General features: G+C 54.8%; 11 protein-coding genes and 1 pseudogene. 3 read left to right on the forward strand and 9 right to left on the reverse strand.

Features of this window, described 5'->3' with window-relative positions; all coding sequences use genetic code 11:
• A partial coding sequence (locus D6C13_RS18030; protein ID WP_120134079.1) for a YdbH family protein occupies positions 1–2,666 on the reverse strand: 2,666 nt, incomplete at its 3' end.
• Between the two features lie 242 nt (positions 2,667–2,908).
• On the opposite strand from D6C13_RS18030, the gene D6C13_RS18035 reads away from it, so the two are divergent.
• Positions 2,909–3,895 carry a 2-hydroxyacid dehydrogenase gene (locus tag D6C13_RS18035; protein ID WP_120134080.1) on the forward strand — a complete coding sequence of 329 codons (987 nt, stop codon included), beginning with the start codon at positions 2,909–2,911 and terminating at the stop codon, positions 3,893–3,895.
• Positions 3,896–3,961: 66 nt separating this feature from the next.
• Here D6C13_RS18035 and D6C13_RS18040 read toward each other — a convergent pair whose 3' ends face one another.
• From D6C13_RS18040 to D6C13_RS18060, 5 genes are read right to left on the reverse strand one after another with little or no spacing between them, the layout of a single operon-like run.
• Positions 3,962–4,891: a metallophosphoesterase gene (locus D6C13_RS18040; protein WP_120134081.1), complete on the reverse strand. Its 930-nt coding sequence runs from the start codon at positions 4,889–4,891 to the stop codon at positions 3,962–3,964.
• Between the two features lie 20 nt (positions 4,892–4,911).
• The gene (locus D6C13_RS18045) at positions 4,912–5,727 is read right to left on the reverse strand and encodes a carbohydrate ABC transporter permease (RefSeq protein ID WP_120134082.1); all 816 of its coding nucleotides are present in this window, start codon (positions 5,725–5,727) and stop codon (positions 4,912–4,914) included.
• Positions 5,724–6,635, reverse strand: coding sequence for a carbohydrate ABC transporter permease (locus tag D6C13_RS18050; RefSeq protein WP_120134083.1), 912 nt, complete (start codon positions 6,633–6,635; stop codon positions 5,724–5,726). The genes D6C13_RS18045 and D6C13_RS18050 overlap by 4 nt, the downstream gene beginning before the upstream one ends.
• 8 nt (positions 6,636–6,643) lie before the next feature.
• Complete coding sequence (locus tag D6C13_RS18055) at positions 6,644–7,924, reverse strand: ABC transporter substrate-binding protein (protein WP_120134084.1); 1,281 nt, start codon at positions 7,922–7,924, stop codon at positions 6,644–6,646.
• A 55-nt stretch (positions 7,925–7,979) separates the two neighbouring features.
• Positions 7,980–9,083 carry an ABC transporter ATP-binding protein gene (locus tag D6C13_RS18060; protein ID WP_120134085.1) on the reverse strand — a complete coding sequence of 368 codons (1,104 nt, stop codon included), beginning with the start codon at positions 9,081–9,083 and terminating at the stop codon, positions 7,980–7,982.
• A gap of 201 nt (positions 9,084–9,284) precedes the next feature.
• Here D6C13_RS18060 and hslJ point away from each other — a divergent pair, with 201 nt between their 5' ends.
• Positions 9,285–9,707 (forward strand): heat shock protein HslJ, encoded by a 423-nt coding sequence (hslJ, locus tag D6C13_RS18065; protein ID WP_120134086.1) that lies wholly within the window; start codon positions 9,285–9,287, stop codon positions 9,705–9,707.
• Between the two features lie 70 nt (positions 9,708–9,777).
• On the opposite strand, the gene D6C13_RS18070 is transcribed toward hslJ, so the two are convergent.
• On the reverse strand, positions 9,778–10,059 hold the full coding sequence (locus D6C13_RS18070) for a putative hemolysin (RefSeq protein WP_120134087.1): 282 nt from the start codon (positions 10,057–10,059) through the stop codon (positions 9,778–9,780).
• Between the two features lie 565 nt (positions 10,060–10,624).
• On the opposite strand from D6C13_RS18070, the gene nifJ reads away from it, so the two are divergent.
• On the forward strand, positions 10,625–14,155 hold the full coding sequence (nifJ, locus tag D6C13_RS18080) for a pyruvate:ferredoxin (flavodoxin) oxidoreductase (protein WP_120134088.1): 3,531 nt from the start codon (positions 10,625–10,627) through the stop codon (positions 14,153–14,155).
• A gap of 30 nt (positions 14,156–14,185) precedes the next feature.
• Here nifJ and D6C13_RS18085 read toward each other — a convergent pair.
• Together D6C13_RS18085 and D6C13_RS18090 are read right to left on the reverse strand one after the other, a co-directional pair.
• Positions 14,186–15,218 (reverse strand): annotated as a pseudogene (locus D6C13_RS18085) (MFS transporter).
• Between the two features lie 41 nt (positions 15,219–15,259).
• Positions 15,260–16,339, reverse strand: a complete 1,080-nt coding sequence (locus D6C13_RS18090) for a cellulase family glycosylhydrolase (protein ID WP_120134089.1) — start codon at positions 16,337–16,339, stop codon at positions 15,260–15,262.
• Positions 16,340–16,387: the final 48 nt, after the last annotated feature.

Below are 16,387 nucleotides of genomic sequence, written 5' to 3' on the forward strand. Positions count from 1 at the left end.
AGCGCCTTCGCAGGCAAAGACATCTGCTGTTGCAGCCATTCCTGAAGATTGTCGCCAAAGCGCAAACTGCGCCAAAGCTGATAGACATTTTCCTCGTGGGAATAATTGAGCACGATTTCACGTTTTTCTTTGTCACCGCCGTGGGTCGTATCGGTGTAATTCACCCCGTCAACTCTGGCTTTCATGGTCAGCACGCCGAGATTATCCAGGCTCACCTGTGCATCAGAACGGCTGATTTCCAGATATCGCAGCAGACCAATCACCATGCCATTGGCAAAGTTTCCGCTGGCCATCGCATCCGCAAATTGCGGGTCGAGGCGCAGCGTCAGGCCGCCGTCGTTTTTGATCCAGCCGTTATGAATAATCCACTGCGGATTATCTACGTACAGCGGCAGCTCGCCATAAATCACGCCTGACATCGCCAGTTGTTTCGGTTTGAGTGCGGTGAAAAGTTCGCTGAGATTGATTTTTTCGAGTTTAAGCACCGCGGCATCATGTTGCGGCATTCTCAGCGCCGAAAGACTCAGACGCCCGCGCAGAACGTCCACGCCCAGATTGCTCAACGTCAGCGGCGTCTGTTCACTCCAGGGATAATGTCCCTGCAAATCGGCGGTCACGTTCTGCATTTTGACCAGATTATTCACTTCGCCGATACGCAGCGTCACCGGTTTTTTTACACCCAGTTGCCAGACCTGATCCTGCAGGCGATAAGGCAGACTGAAATCCAGCCCGCTCAGGTCACCGTCTTTCATCCACAAGCCGCCGTTTTTCACGACCCAGTGGCCACCCGCCACAAATCCCTGCTCGCGCGCCGCCGAGAACGCCGACTGCGCATAGAATGTGCCTTCGCGCAGTTTGATGTTCAAATCTGGCGTCAGCAATGTCTGGAATGCGGTCAGTCGCTGTTTTGGCCACCAGCCTTCACCGCGTAACCGTTCGCCGTCCCAGCGGCCATTGAGTCGGATCGGGCCAATCGGTTTGGCATCGAGCATTCCGCGCATCGTGAAACGATTCGGGCTGTCACCGCTGAGCTGTAAGACCAGCGTAGCAGGTGGCAGGTATCCGCCGTTTGCCAGCGCAATTTTCTTCGCTACCAGCTTAACGTCGCCCTTAAATTCGGTCGGTAAATCAGGATACTGAGGTTTAAAATGTGAAGACGGCGGACGTTTCCACATCAGCGGATGTTCCAGCGTCAGGCGCGGTGCTTCGACATCCACCAGGCCGTAATGCAGCCGGTCAAAACCGGTGGAAAGAGAATTAATGCTGATGAGATTGTCATGCCACTGGCCTTTCCCGGACATATCCCAGCGCCCGTTCAGCGGCGGCAAATGACCGTTGCCCCAGTAGTTGAAATTCCACTTTCCGATATCAGGCCAGAACGCCAGCGCTTTGCCGCTGAGGTGTAAATCAAACGCGCCCCAGAAGCTATGCCGCGCTTTAAGAATGGCCTGAAGGGGTCCGCTGACGCCTTCTGCCGACACTTTTACGCCCGCCAGCGGCCAGCGCGCGTCGCTGATGGTCAGTTCAGGCGTCGGTTTGCCCCATGCACGCAACAGTGAACCGCTGTGAAGTGAAAGTGTCGGATTCAGAACCGAGCCGCTGAGCTGGCCGGGAAGCGAAGCACTGAGCGAGGTGCTCTGGAGGTTGGCCTGCCCGGTGAGACGGAAATCGAGATGACTGTCGAGCAACCCGACGCGCCCCGGCCCCATCGTCAGCACCACGTTTGCCTTGCCATTGTGCCCCTGCGTCAGCACGTTCAGACGCGCCGTGATATTGGTTTGGTCGAACGTCGGCGTCCAGTCGCTGAGCGTCAGATTCACGCCACCGGTCAGCGGTTGCGTGCCATACGGCCACCGCCACTGCCCCTGTGTGATCTGTAAATCGTTGTTGCTCAGTTTCCACGGCAGCATCAGCAACGGCTGCTGGCTGTCTTTTTCTGCCAGCGTCAGCACGCCTTCGGTTGCCTGCCAGCTGAGCTGAATATCCAGCGGATTGGGCACCTGCGCGGTTTGCATTTCGGCGTGCAGTTCGCCGGATTCAGGAAGGGTGTCGAACGTTGCGGGCAGCAGCAGCTTACCGCTCAGCGTGACCGGCTGGTCACTGCCCGGAGGCGTCAGACTGAAAGAGTGGATCGCCAGCTGGCGGTTACCGTCAAGCACCGCGTCGAGTTTCAGTGATTCGCCATTAAATGAAAGGTGCTGTGCGCCGTCTGCATTACTCATCTGCAATTTACCGGCATAGCGCTGCCAGGGCGTGACGGAAAGATGATCGATGCTGACATCGCCGGGCGGCAAAATCTGCTGAATACCGGCCAGCGAAAGCGTCTGCTGACTGTCGCTTTTGGGCATTTTCGCCAGACAGGCAGTATCGACGCTGAGCGCATCCAGCTTCAGCACCCAGCGCGAGTCATGGCGACTCAGGCGGGCATTGCGCGCGGTCGCCAGCTGGCAGTCTCCGGCGGCATAGGTCACGCCCGGTATTTGCAACATGCCGTCAGCCCAGCGCGGCGCGCCTTTGAGCGTCAGTTGAGTCCCTGCGGGAAGCCAGTGACCCGCCACAACGGGCAGCCAGCGCGGCACAGTTTTCCATAGCACCCACATCAGTAATGCGACAATCACCACTATACTCAGGAGTATCTGCGCGCTTTTCTTCAGTCCGTTCCTCATGACTTGCCTTGTCTTATGCTTCACTAAATGTGCTAACCGCCCGCAAGATATCATAATTAGCGTAACAACTGATGGCAGGAATGCCATCTGCCGCGTAACAAATAGCACAGGATAAATTGTCTGCGCTGCCGCGCTCTGCTAGTTTGGTGGCATATTGCGAATTGTTTCCAAAAGGGCTAAGTCCTTATAAAACAGCCGGAAACGGTTTCGCCAGAGATTCAAACTCACCGCGGAGAAACACCATGAAAGTGGCTGTCTACAGTACTAAAAATTATGACCGGAAATATCTGGAACTGGTCAATCAGCATTATGGCTATGAACTGGAGTTTTTCGATTTTCTGCTTACCCCGCAAACGGCGAAAACAGCGATAGGTTCTGACGCAGTTTGTCTTTTTGTTAACGACGATGGCTGTCGTGAAGTTCTGCAGGAACTGGCGTCGCTCGGTATTAAAACCCTGGCCCTGCGCTGCGCGGGTTTTAATAATGTCGATCTGGAAGCAGCGAAAGAGCTGGGTATTTCAGTGGTACGCGTACCCGCCTACTCACCGGAAGCGGTCGCTGAACATGCCGTAGGAATGATGATGTGTCTGAACCGTCACATTCATCGCGCGTATCAACGTACCCGTGAAGCTAACTTCTCTCTCGAAGGGCTGATCGGCTTTAATATGTACCAGCGTACCGCCGGAATCATCGGTACCGGCAAAATTGGCGTGGCCGCCATGCGGATCCTGAAAGGTTTCGGTATGCGTATTCTGGCGTACGATCCGTACCCGAGCCCGCTGGCGCTGGAACTCGGCGCAGAATATGTCGATCTGGATACCTTATATGCCGAATCTGACGTGATCTCGCTGCACTGCCCGCTGACGCCGGATAACCACCATATGCTCAATGCCGGTGCGTTCGCCAAAATGAAAGACGGTGTGATGATCGTCAACACCAGCCGTGGCGCATTGCTGGATGCCACCGCCGCCATAGATGCGCTGAAAAAACAAAAGATTGGCGCGCTGGGGATGGATGTTTACGAAAACGAACGCGATCTGTTCTTCGAAGATAACTCCAATGAAGTGATCCTCGACGACGTGTTCCGCCGTCTGTCTTCATGCCATAACGTGTTGTTCACCGGCCATCAGGCTTTCCTGACCAGCGATGCGCTGACCAGCATTTCTGAAACCACGCTGATGAATATTGATCAGCTGGCGAAAGGCGAGCATTGCCCTAACCTGCTCTGATCCGGCCATAAACGCCGGAATGTTAAGGCTCACCGCGGTGAGCCTTTTTCTTTTGGAACATTGGGCTCAGCGGCTCAACACCCTGCTGATCTCCGTCCCGTAGCCGGTAACGGTCAGTACGTCATCGGCCAGCGTCACCGACGAAAACGGCAGGCTGCTTTCGCCGTCCACCATCCCTTTCAGCGTAATAAAATCGGTATTTCCGACACGGTCGTAACCGCCGCGATGGTCGTGACCGGCAAAATAGGCGCGCACGTCATAGCGACAAAGCAATTCGACCAGCGTCTCGCAGTTCCACAGGTTATGGCTGTTTACCGGCGTCAGCGGGTAATGTCCGAAAACCAGCACCACTTCGCGCTGCTCACGGGCTTCGCGCAGATTCTGTTCAATCCATTCCAGCTGTTTGCGCCCGACCGCACCGTTCCACGGCTGCGCCTGCGACTGCTGGCATTCGGTCAGTTCTTCCAGCATATATTCAGCCAGCTGGCGGTCATCACCGTTGGCATGATTGCAATACAGGCTGACGTCGTTGCCATCGATGACCAGAAAACGATAACCCGGCAGGCTGAACGAATAATAACTTTTCGGCAGGCCAATCGCCGGTTTCTGCGCGCCGAGATGATCAGAAATTACCTGTGCGTCATGGTTGCCGATCAGCACCGCATGCGGATGACGCAAGGCTTCATAACGGTTCAGTACCGCCTGAAAACTTGTCCAGTCTCTGTCCACCAGGTCACCCAATGTGACGACAAAATCGAGTTTTAAATCATTCAGCTCATGGATGGCGGTCGCCAGTTTATTCAGGCTGTTGCGGTAATAACGGATTTTATGAGGTTCGGCATCCGCATATTGCGGATCCGCAATCAGCCCGAACCGCAAACGTGCGCCATTCACCAGCGCATCATGTAGTTCCGGCGGCTGATACAGTGAACTGACATTGCCCAGCGCCAGCGCCTGTCGTTCGGATAACAAAGGGGATGAAGTCGTGACGGTCATCATATTCTCCTGTCAGGTGCTTATCGGATCCCTGCCCGCATAAAAGATTGAACGAACTGACGCTGAAAGATAAGAAACAGCACCAGTAATGGCAGTACGGTCATCAGTGTCGCAGCGCTGATCAGCGCCCATTGCACGCCCTGCTCCGGCGCTGAAAACAGCTGAAGCCCGACGGTAACTGGCCGCACTTTTACTGAATCGGTGATGACCAGCGGCCAGAGGAAATCGTTCCAGTGGAAACTGATGGAAACCAGCGCAAAGGCGACGTAAATCGGTTTAGCCAGCGGGATGTAGATTTTACGTAAGATATACAGCCGGCTGGCCCCTTCCACAATCGCGGCTTCTTCCAGCACCAGCGGGATACTTTTAAACGTCTGGCGCAAGAGGAAGATGGCAAAGGCTGAGGCAAAATAGGGCAGCGCAATGCCTGCCAGCGTATCGCGCAGCCCCAGAGCGCCGATGGTTTTGTAGTTGTTCAGGATCAGAACGTCGGGGCTTATCATCAGTTGCAGCAAGATCAGCGCGAAGATAAATCCACCTGCTTTCAGTTTAAACCGCACCAGCGCATACGCCGCCAGCGTTGCCAGAATCAGCTGGCACACCACAATCATCAGCACCAGCAAAGTGGTATTGAGAAAGTAACGGGCAAAAGGTGCCGCGTTCCAGGCATTGATAAAATTCTGCAAAGTCAGCGGCGCAAACAGCGAAAAACTGCCCTGCGCGGAGGCCGGATGAAGGGATACCCAGACCGCCACCAGCACCGGCAAAAACCACACTAAGGCGGCCAGCCAGATGGCGAGGTTGAGCAGGCTGCGGCTGAAAGAGAAACGTTTCACTGATAGTGCGCCCTTTTATCCAGCAGATTAAATTTGATCAGCGCGACAGCGGCGAGGATCACCAGCAATACCACGGTCATGGCTGAAGCAGCCGGTAAATCCCAGTAACTGAACGCCGTCCGGTAGATGTAAAACAGCAACAAACTGGTGCTGTTATTCGGGCCGCCGTTAGTCATGGCAATGACCTGATCGACAATCCGGAAAGCATTCATCGAGGCATTAATCAGGATAAACAGCGTGGTCGGCATCAGTAACGGCCATTGCACGCGAATGAAGAAATAGCGCTTTGACGCCCCTTCTATTTCAGCCGCTTCGGCCAGTCGCGGATCGATTTGCTGCAATGCCGCCAGATAAAAGATCATGAAAAAACCGGCCTCACGCCAGACGGAAACGGCCATCAGGCTGTAAAGCGCCGTGCCGGGTTCACCGAGCCAGTTGACCGCAGGCAGCGAAAACAGCGCCAGCAGTTTGTTGAGCAACCCGAGTTGCGGCGTGTAAAAAAACAGCCACAGATTGGCAATCGCCACCATCGGCAGCAGCGAGGGAATGAAAAACGCCGCACGGGTGATGGCATTACCGCGCAGACGACGATTCACCGCCAGCGCCATCAGCAGCGCCAGTACCACCGACAGCGGAATGGTGATCACGGCATAAATCAGGTTATTGCGCAGTGACAGCATGAAGATGTCGTCGTCGAGCAGCGCGCGGTAATTATCCAGTCCGACAAACTGCGGGGCATGCCCGCTGCGCGCGGCGCTGAACAGGCTTTCCCATACTGTCGCCAGCGCCGGATAGTGGGTGAACAGCAGTAAAAAACAGAGCGCGGGCAACAGCAGAAGATAGCCATAAAGCTGTAAAGACAGCCCGCGTGTGCGGGCGGCCGGTGCAACGGTGTGCAATGTGCTCATGCCGGTCCTTACTGGTAAGGTTTCAGCAGGCGGTCGGCCTGTTTCTGCGCAGAACTCAGCGCGTCTGCCGGCGTTTTGGCCTGCGTCACAGCGGCTTCGATGGCGTGATTCAGCAGCTCTTGGATCTGCACGCTGTTATACGTCGACAACTCCGGCTGTGAATATTTCAGTTGCTCACGCGCCACCAGCGCCTGCGGCACCTGTTTCACATAATCCTGCATGACCGGGGTTTCCCACGCGGCTGGCGATGTGGCGACATAACCCGTCGCGATACTCCAGCGTGCGGCCTGCTCAGGTGCGGAAACCCAGCGGATAAATTCCATAGCGGCTTTCTGCTGTTCAGGCGTGGTATTTTTGAAAACGTACAGGTTGCCGCCGCCGGTCGGGCTGCCGCGCTGGGTTTTCTCCGGCAGCATCGCCACGCCGAACGGGAATTTGGCGTTCTCCCGCACGGTTGTCAGGTTGCCGGTGGTGGTCACCATCATCGCCGTTTTACCGTCGATAAAGTCCTGCGGCGTGGTACCCCAGGCAATGGTGCCTTTTGGTGACACTCCCTCTTTCTGTGACAAATCCGTCAGCCATTGCAGCGTTTCGACGTTGGCTGGCGTATCGAACGTGACCGCCGTGCCTTTGCCGTTATCCAGATGGCTGCCGTTGGTCGCGGCAATCCCCTGAAAATTCCAGTAACCGTTTGGCGTGGAAGGAATTTCGATACCCCATTGCTTGACTTCGTTACCGTCACGCACCACCAGTTTCTTGCCGAAATCCACCACTTGCTGCCAGTTAGCCGGCGGTGTATCCCCTTTCAGCCCGGCTTTCTCAAACGCCTGTTTATTCCAGTACATCACCACGGTTGAACGCTGGAATGGAATGCCCCAGACCTTGTCCTGAATATGGCGGATAAAGGCCGGATAAAAACCGTCGATCCACTGTTTGCCGTCAGCATCATTCGCCAGATCGCTGACCGGCAAAATCGCGCCCGCGTCGATCAGTGAATAGGCTTCAATGTCGCCGATCACCGCAATTTGCGGCGCATTACCGCCACGGAAGGCGGTCAGCGCTTTGGTCACGGTCGTCGCGTAATCCCCGGTATATACCGGCTGAATGCTAATATCCGGATGTGTTTTCTGGAAATCTTCCACCAGCGTATCCACGGTATGGCTGATTTTCCCACCGACGGCGATCGGGTAATACATTTGCAATTTCACCGGATCCGCCGCAAAGGCTGAGGTTCCGGTAATTAAAAGCATCGCTGCGGTCAGACGTGAGAAACGGTGCGCAATAGACATGATGTTCCCTTCGGCAATAGGCTTTGTAAGAATAAAAGTGACTCAAAAATAAGTGCTACACAGCGACGCGGTTATCTGAAGGCAGACAGGCTTGTTCCGCCTGGTAGCAGCGTTTTCCGTCCGCGGTGAAGAAAAAATATTGCGCGCCCGTGGCCCATTGCAGTCCGACGGACTGGCCTTCGGCGTAGCGTTTCATTCCGGCTACTTTGACCGTCAGCGGTTGCGCGTACCCGGCTAAGGCGCAGGCGATCAGCGTGTCTGCGCCCATGTATTCATGGCTTATCACCCGTGCGGTCAGGCTGGCAGTTTCGACGGCAATCAGCTGAATATCTTCTGCGCGCAGCCCCAGACTGATGGCGTCTTCGTGGAAATTTTCCACCACCGGCAGGGACATAGTGGCCAGATAATGGTGATGACCCCGGCGCTCGAGCGGCAGAATATTCATGGGAGGCGCACCAATAAATTGCGCGGTAAAAATGCTGGTCGGGTTGTTGTAGAGATTGTCCGGCGTGTCGTGCTGTTCGATACACCCGTCGTTGAGCAGAATGATTTTGTCAGCCATGCTCATCGCTTCGGTCTGATCGTGGGTGACGTACACCATCGTCAGGCCGAGCTTCTTCTGAATCGCGCGGATTTCACGACGCATGCTCTGGCGCAGTTTGGCGTCAAGATTGGAAAGCGGTTCATCCATCAGGCACAGCTTGTTGTTAGCAATCACCGCCCGTCCCAGCGCCACGCGCTGCTGCTGTCCGCCGGAAAGTTGTGCCGGAAGCCGGTCGAGCAACGGTTCCAGCTCCATCAGCTTGCTCACCTCATGTAACCGCGCGGCAAAATGCCGTTTATCCTCACCGCGCGCCCGCAGCCCGAATAACAGGTTTTCACGAACGTTCATATGCGGAAACAGTGCGTAAGACTGGAACACCATAGAAAGCTTGCGCTGTGACGGCGTGAGCGCGGTGACGTCTGACTGCTGAAAATAAATCGCGCCACTGTCAGCGGATTCGAGTCCGGCAATCGTGCGCAGCATGGTGGATTTCCCGCAGCCGGAAGGCCCCAGCAACGCAATGAAATCGCCCTCTTGCACATCAAAGCTGATGTCGTTAAGCGCTATTTTATTGCCCCAGGATTTTCGGATGTGATGAAGTGATAAATAGCTCATGCCGGCGATGTCTCTCTGACTCGTGATGGGCATAACCTATCGGGCTAAAATGACGCTTTTATGATGGGAAGATGACGGGGGGAATACAGGAAGGTTTAAAACCCTGACCTATTCACGCTATAATACGCCAACAAAAACTGCATAAGTCAGTCGAATGTATCGGCATGGCGAGTGTGAAAGGAATATTTCTCAGGAGAGAAGATGAAGAAGTCACTGTTTATTCTGGCCGCCGCGATGACTCTGGGTGCCTGCAGCATGAATCAGAACACCACCGTGAAACAAAACGACCTGCAACATCATCGCTTTGAATTGCTGAGTGTTGATGGTCAGACGGTTCCTGCCGCACAGGGGCGTATTCCGGAAATCGAATTCGGTTCCAACATGCATGTTTCCGGCAAAATGTGTAACAACTTCATGGGTCAGGGCCAGTTGCAAAACAACGTACTGACCGTGAAAGGTCTGGCGTCCACCATGATGCTGTGTACTGATGAAAATCTGAATAAATGGGATCACGTGCTGAGCGACGTTCTCAATAACGGCGCAGCCGTGACCTTACAGGAACGCAAGCTGACCCTGACGCAGGGAAAACATCAGCTGGTATATCGTCAGAAAGACCGCATGTAGTTGCATGTCTGTTGCAGCAAGTCTGTAGCAGCGTGAATGCAAAAACGCCAAACATCAGTTTGGCGTTTTATCAGGCTTTACACAGTCCCTGCATCAGTGCGCCTTCAGAGCACTGGCGGCCATTAGCCATCGAACACATGCCGACACGGCTGCCATCAAGTTGCGGTGCCATGCGTAACTGGCCTCCCGCCATGGAACAGGCTGCATAAGCCGGGCTGTCCATATTAGCGGTGCGTTGTCCGACATTAACGCTGTTGCCTTTTTGCACAACATCAGCCGAATCATCGTGGCTGCTGCATGCGGCTAACACCAGCACACCCGCGGCCAGTAACACGCGAAACGCAGTGATCATCTGTCCTGCTCCTGAATATGACGGGGAATTTTTTCGAATCGCCATCATATCCGACGTTTTTCATCGCCGTCGAGCCCTGTTGAGAAATAACATCAACTTTTTCCTAAAATAATTGTGTATTTAAACACTCAGACACATTTTATTTCGCCCGGTTATTTCTTTGGCTAATAAAATTAACGGTTATTAACCTCTTTTCCGTCTACATACACTGGAAAATATAATCAACAAGGAGCCTTTTTATGCTGACAGATTTTCTCCTGAGAATTGCCCTCGCCGGTGCGTTGGGTGGCTTAATCGGGATTGAGCGTCAGCGATATTAATGACCTGCTGTTTCATTTACTCACACCTCTATTTCGCCGTTGCTGAAGTGGTGTTTTCAGCCAGCGGCTAATAATAATCCTGAAGCCATTGGTTATTGAGTAACCACTTCAAAAATCAGGCGAAAAATCCCTGCACACAATCAGGATAAATCGATTAATCCGCCCTCTGCTAAGCTTTTAACATTCTTGCCAGCAAAACGAATTTTCTGCTGGCCGCTATTGTGAGCAACGCAAAAGGGTATTCCATGATCACCACTGACGGTAATAACGCAGTCGCTTCCGTGGCTTATCGCACCAACGAAGTCATTGCCATCTACCCGATCACGCCCAGTTCCACCATGGCCGAAATTGCCGGTGCCTGGTCAGGCGAAGGGAAGCAAAATCTCTGGGGCGACGTTCCGACGGTAATGGAAATGCAATCCGAAGCTGGCGCGATTTCGACCGTCCACGGCGCATTGCAGACCGGTGCGTTATCGACCTCGTTTACCTCGTCGCAGGGTCTGTTACTGATGATCCCGACGCTGTACAAACTGGCCGGTGAACTGACGCCGTTCGTCTTGCACGTCGCGGCACGCACCGTGGCCACCCACGCGCTGTCGATTTTTGGCGATCATTCCGATGTGATGGCCGTACGCCAGACCGGCTGCGCCCTGCTCTCTGCCGCCAGCGTGCAGGAAGCGCAGGATTTCGCGCTGATTTCTCAGGTCGCCAGCCTCAACAGTCGCGTGCCGTTTATCCATTTCTTTGACGGTTTCCGCACCTCGCACGAAATCAATAAAATTGCCCCGCTCAGCGATGACACGCTCCAGCAGATGCTGCCGCAGGCGCAGATTGACGCGCACCGCGCCCGCGCACTTTCGCCGGACCATCCGGTGATCCGCGGGACTTCTGCAAATCCGGATACCTATTTCCAGTCGCGCGAAGCCACCAATCCTTATTACAACGCCACCTGCCAGCACGTTATCGACGCCATGAATGCGTTTGCTGCCCTCACCGGCCGCGAATATAAGCCGTTCGAATATGTCGGCGACCCGCAGGCAGAACGCGTGATCGTGCTGATGGGTTCGGGGATCGGCACCGCAGAAGAAGTGATTGAAACTCTGAATGCGCGCGGCGAGAAAGTCGGCGTGCTGAAAGTGCGTTTGTACCGTCCGTTCAGCGCGGAACATATGTTGTCCGTGCTGCCACAAACGGTGAAAAGCATTGCGGTACTCGATCGCACCAAAGAACCGGGCGCGCTGGCCGAGCCGTTATACCTCGACGTCATGACCGCGCTGGCGGAAGCCTATTCCCGTGGCGAACGCGATTCGCTGCCGAAAGTGACCGGCGGGCGTTACGGGTTATCCTCGAAAGAATTCGGTCCTGACTGCGTGATGTCGATATTCCGCGAACTGTCGCTCAGCCAGCCACGTCCGCGTTTCACCGTCGGCATTTATGACGACGTAACCGGCCTTTCGCTGCCGGTGGTGGAAGAAGATTTACCGCAGCACGCCTCGCTCGAAGCCCTGTTCTATGGGCTGGGCAGCGACGGTTCTGTTTCTGCCACCAAGAACAACATCAAGATTATCGGTAACAGCACGCCGATGTATGCGCAGGGTTATTTCGTTTACGACTCCAAAAAGGCCGGTGGTCTGACGGTGTCGCATCTGCGTGTCAGCGAAAAGCCAATCAAATCCGCTTATCTGGTGAGTCAGGCGCATTTTGTCGCCTGCCATCAGTGGCAGTTTATCGATTTGTATCAGATGGCAGAACGCCTGCGTCCGGGCGGTATTTTCCTGCTCAATACGCCGTTCAGCGCCGGTGAAGTCTGGGCGCGTTTACCGCTGGAAGTTCAGGCGACGCTTATCCAGCGCGAAGCCCGTTTCTATGTCATCAACGCCGCCAAAATCGCCCGCGAATGCAAACTGGGCGCGCGCATTAATACCGTCATGCAGATGGCGTTCTTCCACCTGACGCAGATCCTGCCGGGTGAACAGGCGCTGGCCGAATTGCAGGGCGCGATTGCGCGCAGTTACAGCAGCAAAGGCGAAGAGATCGTCACCCGCAACTGGATGGCGCTGGCCGCCACGCTGGAAGAGCTGATTTCTGTGCCGTTACAGGCGATTCCGGAAAATCCGCGTAAACGCCCGCCAATTGTTTCCGACGCCGCGCCGGATTTCGTCAAAACCGTTACCGCCACCATGCTGGCCGGTCTTGGCGATGCGCTGCCGGTTTCCGCCTTCCCGCCGGACGGCACCTGGCCAACCGGCACCACGCAATGGGAAAAACGCAACATTGCCGAAGAGGTGCCGATCTGGAAGCCGGATTTGTGTACCCAGTGCAACCACTGCGTTGCGGCCTGTCCGCATTCGGCGATCCGCGCCAAAGTGGTTCAGCCGGAGTTTATGGAAGACGCGCCGTCTGCCCTGCAATCGCTGGATGTGAAATCCCGCGACATGCGCGGCCAGAAATACGTGTTGCAGGTCGCGCCGGAAGACTGCACCGGCTGTAATTTGTGCGTGGAAGTCTGTCCGGCGAAAGACCGTCAGGATCCGTCCATCAAAGCCATTAACATGGCCGACCGCATTGAGCATCTGGAAGAAGAACGCGAGAATTACGACTTCTTCCTCAAACTGCCTGAAATCGATAAAACCACGCTGGAACGCATCGATATCCGCACGTCTCAGCTGATCACCCCGCTGTTTGAATATTCCGGTGCCTGTTCCGGCTGTGGCGAAACGCCTTACATCAAGCTGCTGACCCAGCTGTACGGCGACCGTTTGCTGATTGCCAACGCCACCGGTTGTTCGTCGATTTATGGGGGTAATCTGCCTTCAACGCCGTACACCACCAACGCCGATGGCCGCGGTCCGGCCTGGGCAAACTCGCTGTTTGAAGATAACGCCGAGTTCGGGCTGGGTTTCCGTCTGACTGTCGATCAGCATCGCCGCCGCGTGCTGCGTTTAATCGCGTCGCTGGAAGAACATATTCCCGCCGACCTGTTAGGAGGTCTGCGCGATGAAACCTCCACGCCGGAAGTGAAACGTGAACATGTCACGGCGCTGCGTAAAATTCTGGCTGACATCGACACGCCGGACGCATGCCAGCTGGCCACAGACGCTGATTATCTGGTGGATAAATCCATCTGGTTGATTGGCGGTGACGGCTGGGCGTATGACATCGGTTTCGGCGGGCTGGATCACGTGCTGAGCCTGACGGAAAACGTCAACGTGCTGGTGCTCGATACGCAGTGTTATTCCAACACCGGCGGCCAGCAGTCGAAAGCAACGCCGCTGGGCGCGGTGACGAAATTTGCCGAACAGGGTAAACGGAAATCGCGCAAGGATCTGGGTGTCAGCATGATGATGTACGGTCATGTGTATGTGGCGCAGATTTCGTTGGGTGCGCAGCTGAACCAGACGGTCAAAGCCATTCAGGAAGCCGAAGCGTATCCTGGGCCGTCGCTGATTATCGCGTACAGCCCGTGCGAAGAACACGGTTACGACCTGGCGCTCAGTCACGACCAGATGAAACAGCTGACCACCACCGGTTTCTGGCCGCTGTACCGCTTCGATCCACGTCGTGTGGAAGAAGGCAAACCGGCGCTGGCGCTGGATTCAAGGCCGCCTTCCAGCGGTCTGACGGATACGCTTAACAATGAGCAGCGCTTCCGTCGCCTCAATTCCCAGCAACCGGAAGTGGCAGAAATGTTGTATGCCGCAGCAGAGAAAGAGCTGCAGCAGAAATATGATTTCTTAGCCATGCTGGCCGGGAAAAAAGCGGAACCTGAATCTTAAAGCCGGACTGCTCCCCCTTCGCAGGGGGAGTTACACCTCTAACGGCCTGCCCTCGCCCTGCGGGGGTTCTTCAAAGGTTTCACCGGATTTGCGGCGTTGCTCGAGAATCGCCAGCACTTCAGCGTGTTTGTCTTCGGTGAAATCGAAGAACCACATAAAACCGATGCGGATAAGCGAACCGACGGCCGGTAACAGGCTGATGCCAAAGAACAAACCATTGAGCACACTTTCGGTCTGATGCGCGGCCTGCGGAACATAATGGATCGCCGTGAGGAAAATCCCTACCAGCCCGCCGCCGACGGCGACTGACATTTTACCGGTGAACGTCTGGCCGGAGAACGTAATAGCGGCGCAACGTTTATTGGTTTTAAATTCAGCGTATTCGATGGTGTCGACGATCATCGCCGACGTAAACAGGTTGCTCATCATCACGAATACCGTACTCAGGCCAAGCAGAATAAACAGCCACACGAGATTGTGATAACCGCTGAACCACAGGACGATACGCACCACGATATCCAGAATACACAGCGCAATAAACAGCGTTCTCTTTTTATAGCGGCGGGTTAATAACGGCGCAGGCAATTCCGGCATTCACACCCAGCACCGCCGCGGTCACGGCCTTGGTACGTTCTTTGGGCTCAGAACTCATTACCGAACTCATCGACCAGAACGGAATATCGGAAATAGCGTACAACGTGCCCCATAAAATATAAGTCGCACCGGCATAGAGTATTTTCATCCCCATCGGGGCATCAATATTATAAAACGATGCCAGCGTGACCAGCGTAATAAGAAACGGCGCCAGTAACATGAAATGACGGAATTTCCCGAAGCCGGTCTGGATGGTATCCATCACGCTGGCAAACAACGGATCGTGTATTGCGTCCCACGCACGGGCGACCAAGAATATGGTACTGGCGGCCAGTGCGGAAATCCCCAAAACATCAGTGTAAAAATAGTTAATAAACGAACCCACTAATCCGAAACTGAAGCATTGCCCCAGCCCGTAACCAAAATAAGACCACAATTCCCTTGAAGGGATTTTCATTGAAATCGTCATTTTTATCGCCTCGCAAGTCCCTGTGCTGCCTGTAGGAAGGGTTATTTCATTCGTGTTAAACGGCGGACCAGTTCCATTTCTTTGCGACAGAACGGAATGCCATATTCGTCCAGCACATCGTGGAACCACAGATGCGCATAATCGTGATTCCCTTTGCGCACCACCGGCCACGGCAGCGTGGTCTGGGTTTTACCGCGCACCAGCCCCCACTGATAACAGCCACAGTTGAACGCGCTGAACAGCGGCAGTTGTTCCTCAAACACGCTGCCTACGTGACGCGCCAGCCATTCGGTACACAGCATCGGACGGTTGAATTTTTGCCAGAAACGCAGCGCCTGCAAAAGTTTCGGCGTGGCGACGTACGCGTGGAAACTGATGACATCGGAAAGCTTTGCCGCTTCGACATCGATCGGATGGGTAAAGAACTCGCTTTCCGGCTGATCCAGATCCTGAGAGAAATGCCAGGCACCGACGGTCAGCGGCTGTTGCGGATCTTCCTCACGCGCCCAGACAAACGCCTTTTGCATCAGTTCCAGCGCAAAGACTTCGAGCTTTTCGTCGTACAACACTTCCTCAAGCCCGGTGGCAAAGGTGCCACGGTTACCCGGTTCGTTGTATAAATCCCAGATAGCGATACGACCATCGGTGCGGAAATGACGGATGATGTCGCGCACATAACGCTCCACTTCCGGCCACATATCGCGGTTACACACCACATCACGGCCCGGACTGGCAGCCGCCTGGCTGTTATGTTTGCCCGGTTCCGGCGCTTTTTGCGGCCCGAGGAAAGGTTCATCGCCGGAGAACCCGCAGTCATCCATCAGCGTGAGCATCACTTTTATCTGATGACGGGCGGCAATCGCCAGAAACTCATCAATGCGCGCCAGCAAACCGTCACGATCATCCTGCCAGACAATAAACGGCAGATTAATACGCAGCTGGTTGTAGCCCGCTTCATGCGCCCAGCCGAGCTCCTGACCGATAGTCGGCGCATCAAAGGTTTCGCGCTGCCAGAGTTCTGTCCAGTTCACCGCTGTACGTGGCAGGTAGTTGAAGGCGCAGATCCATCCCTGCTTTTTGCCCCATTCCGCGGCCTGCCCCGTGCTCCACTGCTGTTTCATCCGTTTCTCCTCGTCAGTAATGTAAAAGAAATGCAGTAACTAATATTA

Origin of the sequence: Rahnella woolbedingensis (assembly GCF_003602095.1) — a bacterium.
In the GTDB taxonomy this organism is placed as follows: Bacteria; Pseudomonadota; Gammaproteobacteria; order Enterobacterales; family Enterobacteriaceae; genus Rahnella; species Rahnella woolbedingensis.

Coding starts and splice junctions, on each gene's coding strand:
- D6C13_RS18035 (WP_120134080.1), top strand. CDS start 2,909: ATGAAAGTGGCTGTCTACAGTACTAAAAATTATGACCGGAAATATCTG.
- D6C13_RS18040 (WP_120134081.1), bottom strand. CDS start 4,891: ATGACCGTCACGACTTCATCCCCTTTGTTATCCGAACGACAGGCGCTG.
- D6C13_RS18050 (WP_120134083.1), bottom strand. CDS start 6,635: ATGAGCACATTGCACACCGTTGCACCGGCCGCCCGCACACGCGGGCTG.
- D6C13_RS18055 (WP_120134084.1), bottom strand. CDS start 7,924: ATGTCTATTGCGCACCGTTTCTCACGTCTGACCGCAGCGATGCTTTTA.
- D6C13_RS18060 (WP_120134085.1), bottom strand. CDS start 9,083: ATGAGCTATTTATCACTTCATCACATCCGAAAATCCTGGGGCAATAAA.
- hslJ (WP_120134086.1), top strand. CDS start 9,285: ATGAAGAAGTCACTGTTTATTCTGGCCGCCGCGATGACTCTGGGTGCC.
- D6C13_RS18070 (WP_120134087.1), bottom strand. CDS start 10,059: ATGATCACTGCGTTTCGCGTGTTACTGGCCGCGGGTGTGCTGGTGTTA.
- nifJ (WP_120134088.1), top strand. CDS start 10,625: ATGATCACCACTGACGGTAATAACGCAGTCGCTTCCGTGGCTTATCGC.
- D6C13_RS18090 (WP_120134089.1), bottom strand. CDS start 16,339: ATGAAACAGCAGTGGAGCACGGGGCAGGCCGCGGAATGGGGCAAAAAG.